Here is a 10,778-nt window from a genome sequence, read left to right on the forward strand (position 1 = left end):
GATCGCCGCTGACGCGGTCAGGGGCGATCAAACGGCCTACTCGGCGGGGGAAGGTAGGGCGAGGCGTCCACATAGTGACCACATCCTGAGATGAGTGTTCCGGAATGTGACACCGGGTGTAATCTCCCCGTGACATCGAGCGGGGCTCTGACCACGGCCCAGCTTTCACGCCAGAACGTCCCTCACGTTCCCTCCAACCGAAGGAAGCCATGTCAACTTCCGTTGACCGGTCCGATTCCCCGGACCCGGTGACCACTGACCCCATTGCACCCGCCAAGACTCTGCGAAACCGCGTCCGCGCAGCCTCCCTGGTGGGCACCACCATCGAGTTCTACGACTTCTACGTCTACGCCACTGCTGCCGTGGCCGTTTTCCCGGCGCTGTTCTTCACCGGTGAGGACGAGACCGCCAAGCTGCTGGCCTCCATGGCCACCTTTGGCGCTGCTTTCATCGCACGGCCCATCGGTTCCGTGCTGTTCGGGCACTTCGGTGACCGGGTGGGCCGCAAGGTGACCCTGATCGGCGCGTTGCTGACCATGGGTATTGCCACCATCCTGATCGGCCTGCTGCCCACCTACTACTCGATCGGCTTGTGGGCCCCGATCATGCTGACCATCCTGCGCTTCTGCCAGGGCCTGGGCCTGGGTGGCGAATGGTCAGGTGCCGCCCTGCTGGCCACCGAATACGCCGAGGAAGGCAAGCGTGCCCGCGCCGCCATGTGGCCGCAGCTGGGTGCGCCGTTCGGATTCATCCTGGCCAACGGCTTCTTCCTGATCCTGACCGTGATCATGGGCTTCACCACCCTGGCGGACAGCGGCGAGAGCCACGCGTTCCTGGTGTGGGGCTGGCGCATTCCCTTCATCGCCTCCATCATCATGGTGGGCGTTGGCCTCTACGTGCGGTTCTCCCTGGAGGAGACCCCGGTGTTCAAGAAGGCCGTGGAACGCTCCGAGCCGGTGAAGTCCCCGGTCACCGAGGTGTTCAAGACGTCCTGGCTGCAGATCATCCAGGGAACGTTCATCATGTTGGCCACGTACGTGTTGTTCTACCTGATGACCGCATGGATCCTGTCCTACGGCATCGGATCTTCCGCCGTCGGTGGTCTGGGCATCCCCTACCGCAACTTCCTGGTCATCCAGCTGGTTGCAGTGGTGCTGTTCGCTCTGACCATCCCGGTCTCTGGCTGGCTGGCTGACAAGTACGGACGCCGTTCTTCCCTGTTGGTGGTCACCGCCGGCATCGTGGTGTTCGGCCTGATGTTCGGTTGGTTCATTGCCCCGGAGAACCTGGGGACCGGTGAGGACCTGAGCATGCTGCGTCTGGTGGTCTTCCTGGGTGTGGGCATGGCTCTGATGGGTCTGACCTTCGGTTCAATGTCCGCGGTGCTGCCCGAGCTGTTCCCCACCAACGTGCGCTACACCGGCTCCGGAATCGCCTACAACATGGCCTCCATCCTGGGTGCGGCCCTGACGCCGTACGCCGCCGTGTGGCTCAACGCCTCCTTCGGTGTGCCCGCGGTGGGCCTGTACCTCTCCGGTGCGGCCGTGATCACCTTTGTGGCTCTGTGGCTCTCCCCGGAGACCCGCCACGTGGACATGGTGGAAGTGGGCAACAAGTAAGTCCCCTCCCATTCGCCGCCGAGTAGGCCGTTTGCTCGCTCTTGACCGCATCAGCAGCGATCAAACGGCCTACTCGGCGTATGGGGTGGGGGATGAATGTCAGGCTGCCGCACGCCGGGCGATGGCCTGACGGATCAGTTCGACGACGCGCGGCGGGGTACCCGGTGCAGAACCGATCGGCGGATACAGATCTGAGATCAACACCCGGATCTCGATCCATCCGGCGGCTTCCGTGGCCCGTTGGCGTTCGATGTCACGGACGCGTTGGGCATCGGCGTCGTGATGTGGCCCCTCGATCTGGAGGGAGATCTTCAAGTCCGGGTTGGCAAGATCAGGCCACACGGCTCGGTGCCCGGGAACATGGAGTTCGACGTCGGTCAGCCACTCCCCCAGCCCGAACTCCATCAGCACCAGTCGAGCCCGAGTTTCCGCAGCAGAATCCACCCCGGGCCGAGCGAACTCAAGTGCCGAGCGAACACGGGCCACGCCACGCCTGCCGGCCAAGCGCTTGAGATCGAACTCGACGTCATCGGGCGATCTCAGTGCCGGCATCAGACTCAGCGGGCCAACTCGGTGCTGGTTGATCACCCCGTCCAACATGGCCACAATGTCTTCCGCAGCCATGAACCACGGCCCCCGCGGTCCCGAGAGACCTGCCAGGTCCACCACTGTTCTGACAGGTCCGGTCACCCGGATTCCGTTGTGAAGCCAGCAGTCCTCCTCATGGAGGTTCTCCCGGTGACCGTGCCAACCCTTGAGCCGGGTGGCACGATGTCCCGCAAAGTGCGTGACGTGGCCCGGCAACGGAGTCCGCAACCGACCCGGCAGTCTGAGACCCAACAGCAGCGCTGCCGAGGTGTGACTGGCAGCAGCCTTGGGGTTGACCAGTTGGAATGCAGGCAGCACATCCATCAGACAGGCAACAGGGTCCGTGGGAACCACATGCTGGACCGTGGCCCAGACGTTGCGGCACACGGAGACATAGCCTGGGCCCAACAGTTGGCTGCGAGTGACCCCGCAGGCAGCGGCCTCCGCCGTCGTGAAGCAGCGGTCTGGTAGTTCGGCTGGTGGGATGTGCGCGGGAGTGACCATGAGCCGAGTACATCCTGGTCAACCAGCCCACGGGCCCCGAACCGCCATCTGGGGACAACCACCCCAGCCTCGCAGGCCCCGAGCGGATCTTGTGGAGTCACCACCACTGGGCTGGGCCCAAGGCGCAGTTCCTCCCCCAGACAGCCGAGTAGGCCTTTTGATCGCCCCTGAGTGCATCAGCAGCGATCAAAAGGCCTACTCGGCGGGGAAGAGGGGAGGGTCAGCTCTGGAGGTGGTGCAGGCGTCGCGCGGCCTCGGAGATCGAGCCGGACAGAGACGGGTAGACCGTGAAGGTCTCAGAGAAGTCGTCCACCGTGAGCCCCTTGGACACGGCCACGGAAATGGCAAAGATCAGCTCGGAGGCACGCGGACCCACCACCACCCCACCCACGATGGTGCCCGGGCCCTTGCGGGCAAACAGCTTCACAAAGCCGTCCTCCACCTTCATCATCTTGGCCCGGGCGTTGGTGGCCAGATCCAGTTTGATCACGTCCGCGGAGAAGGAACCGTCCTTGATGGCCTGCTCCGAGATGCCCACGGAGGCGATCTCCGGTGAGGTGAAGATGTTGGAGGCCACCACCGCGGTGCGCAGCGGCTTGACGGCATCGCCCAGCACGTGGGCCATGGCGATCCGTCCCTGCATGGCGGCCACGGAGGCCAGCGGCAGCACACCGGTGCAGTCACCGGCTGCGTAGATGCTGGGCACGGACGTCCGGGAGACCCGGTCCACGGCGATGTGCCCGGAGTCCTCAAGCTTGACGCCCACTTCCTCCAGCCCCAGACCTTCCGTGTTGGGGATGGAGCCAACGGCCAAAAGACAGTGCGACGCCGCGATCTTGCGTCCGCCGGACAAGGTCACCACCACGCCGTCGTCGGTGCGCTCCACGGCTTCAGCACGGGAGCGGGAGACCACGGTGAGGCCGCGGCGTTCGAAAACGTTCTCCAGGACATCGGCCGCATCTGAGTCCTCACCGGGCAGCACCTGGTCCCGGGAAGAGACCAGGGTGACCTTGGCACCCAGGCCGTTGTAGGCGGAGGCGAATTCAGCGCCGGTCACACCGGATCCCACCACCACCAGGTGTTCGGGAATCTCCTCCATGTTGTAGACCTGGGTCCACGTCAGGATGCGTTCCCCATCCGGCTGTGCGCTGGGCAGGGTGCGCGGGTGGGCGCCAACGGCCACCAGGATGGCATCTGCGGTGAGGTCGTACTCCATGCCGTCCTCAGCCTTGACGTGTACGGTGTTGGGATCCGCGATCGAGCCGGTGCCGTCCACCACCTGCACACCTTCTTTTTCCAGACCCCGGCGGATGTCCCGGGACTGAGTGGCGGCCAGCCGCAACAGCCGGGCGTTGATGGTCTGCAGATTTGCGGCCAGACCCTCGATTTCCGTGCCGTCCTGCGGCCCGCCCACCAGATGCACGCCAAGGTCCTGGACCTCATGGAAGCGGTGGATGGTGTCTGCAGAGGCAATCAGGGTTTTGGAGGGCACCACATCTGTCAGGACGGCCGCGCCGCCGGTGCCTTGCCGCTCCACCAGGGTGACCTCTGCCCCCAGGCCCCGGGCATGCAAGGCGGCCTCGTACCCGCCAGGGCCGGCGCCGATGATCACGATTTTCTTCTTGAGACTTTCGGTGATTGAACTCACCACTGCATTGTGTCAAAAAAATCGGACCCCGGGCTTGGGTAGTCAGGGCGCGGGTTTCTACACCCCCAAGCCCCTCAGAAACCTGGGAATCCGCCCCGAACACTTGACGAGTCAATTTGAATCTAGGGTGGGTCTTGACCATGGTGGTGGGGTCCACTTGTACTTCAGATGGGATTTTCATGTCTTCCTCCGATGCATCACCGCCCTCCGCGGAGGGCTCGGCAAAGAACGACGCCGTACACGCCGGTGAACCTTCAGCGGCAAGCAACAACTCAACGGTGACTACAGCCGATTCGCCTGAGACCACCACCGAATATCCAGGTGAGGCCAACGGCTCCCCCCTCAGCAGCGCAATCGCGTTGCATGAAGAATTGACCGTCCCTGAGTCCGAGCAGATCCAGGCCCAGGACAGTGACGACGAAATCACCGCCAAACTGCGCCAACAAGGCGTGAAGATCGGCAAGTTCGGGGTGGCGCCGCGGGTGTTCTGGCCTGCGATGATCGTCATCCTGGCGGTCGGTGTGATCGGCATCCTGGCCCCGGATTTCACCGGCGACATTTTTGAGACCACCCAGAGCTGGATCGTGTCCAACTTGGGTTGGTACTACATGCTCATCATCGGTGGTTTTGTGGCCTTCACCGTGGTCCTGGGCTTCTCCCGCATGGGCAACATCCGCCTGGGCAGAGATGACGAGGAACCCGAATTCGGGGTTCTGTCCTGGTTCTCCATGCTTTTTGCCGCCGGCATGGGCATTGGCCTGGTCTTCTACGGCGTGGGTGAGCCTCTGACCTATTCCACCGTCAACCCCAAGCCGGGTTGGGACGGCGGCGAGGCCCAGTTGCAGGGCCTGGCCATGGCCCAGACCTTTGTGCACTGGGGCTTGCACCCGTGGTCCATCTACGCCGTGATCGGTCTGGCCCTGGCTTATGCCATCCACCGCCGCGGCCGCCCGGTGTCCATCCGCTGGGCCTTGGAGCCGCTGTTCGGCGACCGGGTCAAGGGCTGGCTGGGCGATGCCATTGACGTTCTGGCGATCTTTGGCACGGTGTTCGGCGTGGCCACCTCCCTGGGCCTGGGCGTGCAGCAGATTTCTGCAGGCATGGTGGCCATGGGCGTGGTGAACACCGCGGACAACACCCTGTTGGTGATCCTGATTGTGATCATCACCTTCCTGGCCATTCTCTCCGTGGCCAGTGGCTTGGGTGCAGGCATCAAGTGGCTGTCCAACATCAACTTGTCCATGGCGGGGCTGCTGCTGATCAGCGTCCTGCTGCTGGGCCCCACGGTGTTCCTGCTGCAGAACTTTGTGGAATCGCTGGGCATGTACCTGGCCAACCTGATGCAGATGACCTTTGACGTGGGCGCCCACCAGCAGACGGAGGAGGCCCAAGGCTGGTTCACCGGTTGGACCATCTTCTACTGGGGCTGGTGGATCGCCTGGTCCCCGTTCGTGGGTGTGTTCATTGCCCGCATCTCCAAGGGCCGCACCATCCGCCAGTTCGTGGCCGGTGTGCTGTTGGTGCCCACCATCGTGGGCTTCTTCTGGTTCTCCGTGATGGGTGGCATGGGCTTGTACCGCCAGTTCTACGGCCAGGGAGACCTGGTGGTGGACGGGGAGGTCTCCGTGGAGTCCGCGCTGTTCCAGGTCCTGGACGGACTGCCCCTGGGCTCCATCCTGTCCGTGATCGCCATCATCCTGGTGGCCGTCTTCTTCATCACCTCCTCCGATTCCGGATCCCTGGTGGTGGACATGCTGGCCTCCGGCGGTCATCCGAACCCGCCCGTGTGGTCCCGTGTGCTGTGGGCCCTGCTGGAAGGTTTCCTGGCCGTGGGTCTGCTGTTGGCCGGTGGTCTGGGTGCCTTGCAGGCAGGTTCGTTGATCACAGCGCTGCCCTTCAGCGTGGTGCTGCTGCTGATGTGCGTGGCCACCGTCCGCGCCCTGATTGCTGAGACCCGGGTGCGTGACCGTGCCTTGCGCCGTGAGGAAATCAACCGCATGCGTGCTCTGGTCACGGAGGAGATCACGGAGAACCTCTCCGAGTTCCCCGAGTTCGAGTCCTACGTGGACCGCCGGATCGACTACCGCATCGACCGGACCCGCCCCGCCTTCCCGCGCCCCAACCTGGGCCGCCCCCGCGGCCGTGGGTCGCAGAAGCCGGAGTAGTCCCCCGCATCACGACGACGGCCCCCGCCACCGTGCTCATCCCCCACCCGGGAAGGGCGCGATGTGGTGGGGGTCGTCGTCGTTGTGAGCACGCCCAAACCCGTGGAGTGTGCAATTCTTTGTCACGGCCATGCGATTGCAAACGCAGTAGGGCATGATCGATGCGTCATCACGCGCCACGTCCCGAAGGAGTTTCATGCACCCCCTGATTATTGAGGTGGGCAGCACCATCCGCGAGCTGGACCCGTGGCGCCCCTGGACCGTGGGTTCCTCGCAGTACGCGGACATCCAGTTGCAGTCGCCGGCCATCCAGGACATCCACGTGATTCTGCGCTGGAGTGGGGATTGCTGGACGGTGGAGGACCGCGGCACCCGCACGGGTACTGCCATGAATGGGTACATGCTCATGGCCAACATGGCGGCCATCATCACGGGCCCCACTCGGTTGAGCCTGGCCCCCGGTACGGGTGCAGGGGCTGAGTTCAAGGTCATGGACCCGCCCGCACCGGACCCGCAGACTTCCGCGGATCCCGCCGCCGGTTACGGTTTTGTGCCGGATCCTGCTGCGGCACCCGCCGCCGACACCGCTCAGCCGCAGCCAGACCAGACCTACGGGATCGTGGCCCCCACGCACCACGACGACAACAACACCAACGACGACGCATCCTCCCGCATCCATTCGGCCGACATCCCTGTGACCTCCGCAGAGCCCACCGTGGCCGCTATCAGCATCAACCGGGCCACTGCAGGTCTGGACGGCACACCATCCGGCCCAGGGCAGATCCGGCGGGAGGCCGGATCGGAGGGCAGCCCCTCTGCCTCTGGCGTTGATCCGTCCGCACCGGTGGTGGAGGCCCAGCAGCGCTCCTGGGTCAACCGCATGGACAACACGGAAATCATGCCTGCCTCCCCCAGCCCGGAGGACGAGCGTTCAGGCATGCGCCTGTCCCCGGCCTTCCGCCCGGCTGTTCCTGGCGAGTCCATCATCGTGGGCCGGGATGCCTCCGCTGATGTGCTGATCGACGGTCTGTTGGTCTCCCGCCAGCATGCCCGCCTGACCCGCACCGGTGACGGTGCCACCATCACGGACCTGGGTTCCACCAACGGCACCTGGGTGGATGGTCAACGCATCACCAGCACCGTCCCCCTGCACGTGGGGTCCCAGGTGGTGATCGGCGGCGTGCCCTTCCGCCAGACTTCGGTGGGTCTGTGTGAGCTGATCCGCGCCGAAGGCAACATGTCCATCGTGGTGCGGGATCTGACCTTCTCCGTGCTTGATCGGATCAACCCCAAAATGAAGCGCACCCTGGTGGATGACGTCTCCTTGGAGATCCCGGACCGGTCCCTGATTGCGGTGATCGGCCCATCCGGTGCCGGCAAGTCCACCTTCCTGAACTGTTTGCTGGGTGAGATCAACCCGGACCGCGGACGGATCGAGTACCACGGACTGGACATGTCCCAGTTCGGCCCGGTGCTCTCATCCCAGATCGGCATGGTGCCCCAGGAGGACGTGCTGCACCGGGATCTGACCGCCGAACAGGTCCTGGAAGCCACTGCCGCCCTGCGCCTGCCCGAAGACGTGGACAAGCAACAACGTCAGAGCCGCATCTCTGCGGTCATCGAGTCATTGGGACTCACCGAACACGCCCGCACCCCGGTCAGACAACTCTCCGGTGGCCAGCGCAAACGCGTGTCCACGGCCATGGAACTGCTGACCGGGCCCCGCTATCTGTTCCTGGACGAGCCCACCTCCGGTCTGGATCCGGACATGGACTTTGAGGTCATGGACCTCTTGCGCCGGATGGCCCACGGTGAGGTCGGCGGCCGGGAGGGCTCCACCGTCGTCGTGATTACCCACTCCACCGCCAATCTGGACCTGGCGGACAAGGTGCTGGTGCTGGCCCCCGGTGGTTCGGTGGCCTACTTTGGCGATCCGGACGGGATGATGCCGTACTTTGAGCGCTCCCAGAACCTGGGCCCGCAGGTGCGTGAGGTCTACAAGGGGCTCAAGGAGGATCCGGCATCCGCAGCGGCTGCCTTCCGGACCGAGGTCTTCCACGTGACCCACGAACGCCTGGCGGCCCAGACACCGGCCGGCCCGCAGAAGCAGGTGACCCGCCGCGGCATGTTCCAGCTGGGGGTGCTGCTGCGCCGTCAGATCCAGCTGATGCGCACCGATCTGCCGTCCGTGATGGTGACCACCTTTGTGGCACCGGCCCTCTTGGCGCTGTTGGTGCTGGTGGTCCCGGGTGATCACGGGCTGACCTACCCGCAGTCCTCGGAATCGGAGATCAACCAGCCGCAGATCGTGCTGATCGTGATTCTGCTGGCGGCCGTGGCCATTGGTCTATTCCCCGCCTGTCGGACATTCCTGGACGAGAAACAGATCTTCCTGCGGGAAGCCCGAACCGGGTTGGGGGTGTGGCCCTATGTGGGGGCCAAGACCCTGGTGACCATCGTGACCTCACTGATTCAGTCGGCCATCCTGGTGTTCACAGTCCTGTTGCTGATCCCGCATGACTCGATGGCTTCCTGGGGGCCGATGTGGCTGGAACTGTGGCTGGTCACGTTCTTGCTGATCATGACCTCCTGGCTGCTGGGCTTCCTGGTCTCCGCCCTGGTCGGCCGCTCCGACGTCGCCATGAACACAGCGTCCTTGCTGGTGGTGGTGCAGTTGATCTTCTGCGGTGGTTTGTTCGCCATGGAGGGAGTCTCCGACACCGCGTCCAAGGTGGTTCCCACGCGCTGGGCCTACGCCGCGATGGCCCAGTCTGCGGACATCAACCAGATCGTACGCACCGCAGCAGTCGCACTACCCCAGGAGGAGGCCAATGCCGAGGCCCAGGAGGCTCACGACGAAGCCGTGACGGCCGCACAGGACGCGGGCCTGCCCGCACCGGAGGCACCCGAGATCCCCGAGGTGGACACTTCCAGTGCCGTTCTGGATTCGATGTGGGAGCAAGGCACCGTGCAGTGGTGGGGTTCAACGGGCATCACCGCGGGCTTTGGTGTGGCATTCCTGTTGCTCTCGGTACTTTCGATCCGCCGGGTCAAGAAGCGCAAGCACTGACACTTGAGCCCCGGCTCCGATCCACCGCGGTCAGTGGCCCGCTGTGATCCAGATGGCAGGATGGATCCCGACTGCGCCAACCCGCCGCAGTGACAAGAGCCGCACGCTCAAGGAGGCCCTGACCGTGGTGAACCCCACCGACTCCCATGACCCATTCGATCTGGCCCAGCAGGCAGCTGATGCCCTCCGGCAACGCACCGGAGTGGACACCCACCACGTGGCGTTGACCCTGGGTTCGGGGTGGGGCGGGGCAGCTGAGCTGCTGGGTGAGACCGTGGCGGAGATCCCCGCCACGGAGATTCCCGGGTTCTCCAAGCCTGCCCTGGAGGGGCACGTGGGAACCCTGCGGTCGATTCGACTGGCCGCCCCGGACTCCGACGGCCGGCAGCGTCACGCACTGGTGATCGGGGCCCGCACGCACTTCTACGAAGGACGCGGTGTCCGTGCGGTCGTCCACGGTGTGCGCACGGCAGCGGCTGCCGGGGCCACCACCATGGTCCTGACCAACGGATGTGGTGGGCTCAATCCCAGCTGGTCGTCAGGGACGCCGGTGTTGATCTCCGATCACGTCAACCTCACGGCCACCTCACCCTTGGAAGGGGCCACGTTCGTGGATCTCACGGACCTGTACTCCCAGCGTCTGCGGGAGATCGCCCGGTCCGTGGACCCGTCCCTGGATGAGGGGGTCTACGCCCAGTTCCCCGGTCCGCATTACGAAACCCCTGCAGAGGTCCACATGGCAGGTGTTCTGGGGGCAGATCTGGTGGGCATGTCCACGGCGCTGGAAGCCATTGCCGCGCGCCACGCCGGTCTGGAGGTCCTGGGGATCTCGCTGGTCACCAATTTGGCGGCAGGAATCCAGCAGACCCCGCTGTCCCACCAGGAAGTGGTGGAGGCCGGGCAGGCCGCCGCCCCACGGATTGCCCGACTGTTGGCAGAAATCGTAGGAGCCATCCGATGAACACGGCACCCTCCCCCGCCTCCCCCCTCTGGCCCGGTTCCGGAGCGCACCTGTTGGAGGCGGTTCGCTCATGGATCGCGCAGGACCCGGATGCTGAAACCCGGCAGGAGCTGGAAAAACTGGTGGCCACCGCCACGGATCCATCTGCCGGTGAAAAGGCTGCTCAGACGGCGGTGGCCGATCTGGCGCAGCGGTTCTCCGGCACCCTGCAGTTCGGCACGGC

Annotated in this window: 6 protein-coding genes and 1 pseudogene; 5 read left to right on the plus strand and 2 right to left on the minus strand. The window is 64.8% G+C overall.

What is annotated here, in order from left to right; translation table 11 throughout:
* Nucleotides 1–209 precede the first annotated feature (209 nt).
* Nucleotides 210–1,619, plus strand: coding sequence for an MFS transporter (locus L979_RS11680; RefSeq protein WP_047692385.1), 1,410 nt, complete (start codon nt 210–212; stop codon nt 1,617–1,619).
* A gap of 99 nt (nt 1,620–1,718) precedes the next feature.
* Here the strand turns inward: L979_RS11680 and L979_RS11685 are convergent, their stop codons facing one another.
* Nucleotides 1,719–2,711, minus strand: coding sequence for a hypothetical protein (locus tag L979_RS11685; protein ID WP_047692386.1), 993 nt, complete (start codon nt 2,709–2,711; stop codon nt 1,719–1,721).
* 220 nt (nt 2,712–2,931) lie between these two features.
* Nucleotides 2,932–4,359 carry an NAD(P)H-quinone dehydrogenase gene (locus tag L979_RS11690; RefSeq protein WP_047692389.1) on the minus strand — a complete coding sequence of 476 codons (1,428 nt, stop codon included), beginning with the start codon at nt 4,357–4,359 and terminating at the stop codon, nt 2,932–2,934.
* A gap of 179 nt (nt 4,360–4,538) precedes the next feature.
* Between L979_RS11690 and L979_RS11695 the strand changes: the two genes are divergently transcribed.
* The 4 genes and pseudogenes from L979_RS11695 to L979_RS11710 all read left to right on the plus strand — a co-directional run.
* Nucleotides 4,539–6,524, plus strand: a complete 1,986-nt coding sequence (locus tag L979_RS11695) for a BCCT family transporter (protein WP_081994419.1) — start codon at nt 4,539–4,541, stop codon at nt 6,522–6,524.
* Between the two features lie 196 nt (nt 6,525–6,720).
* On the plus strand, nt 6,721–9,594 hold the full coding sequence (locus L979_RS11700; RefSeq protein ID WP_047692387.1) for an ATP-binding cassette domain-containing protein: 2,874 nt from the start codon (nt 6,721–6,723) through the stop codon (nt 9,592–9,594).
* Nucleotides 9,595–9,718: 124 nt separating this feature from the next.
* Nucleotides 9,719–10,555, plus strand: a complete 837-nt coding sequence (locus tag L979_RS11705; protein WP_231559529.1) for a purine-nucleoside phosphorylase — start codon at nt 9,719–9,721, stop codon at nt 10,553–10,555.
* Nucleotides 10,552–10,778 (plus strand): annotated as a pseudogene (locus L979_RS11710) (hypothetical protein); the annotation flags it as partial. The gene L979_RS11705 and the pseudogene L979_RS11710, both read left to right, overlap by 4 nt.

The sequence above is a fragment of the Kocuria sp. ZOR0020 genome, from assembly GCF_000800955.1.
GTDB classification, from domain to species: Bacteria; Actinomycetota; Actinomycetes; order Actinomycetales; family Micrococcaceae; genus Kocuria; species Kocuria subflava.

Excerpts from the sequence above, each read along its gene's own strand:
- L979_RS11680 (WP_047692385.1), top strand. The coding sequence starts at position 210 with ATGTCAACTTCCGTTGACCGGTCCGATTCCCCGGACCCGGTGACCACT.
- L979_RS11685 (WP_047692386.1), bottom strand. The coding sequence starts at position 2,711 with ATGGTCACTCCCGCGCACATCCCACCAGCCGAACTACCAGACCGCTGC.
- L979_RS11695 (WP_081994419.1), top strand. The coding sequence starts at position 4,539 with ATGTCTTCCTCCGATGCATCACCGCCCTCCGCGGAGGGCTCGGCAAAG.
- L979_RS11700 (WP_047692387.1), top strand. The coding sequence starts at position 6,721 with ATGCACCCCCTGATTATTGAGGTGGGCAGCACCATCCGCGAGCTGGAC.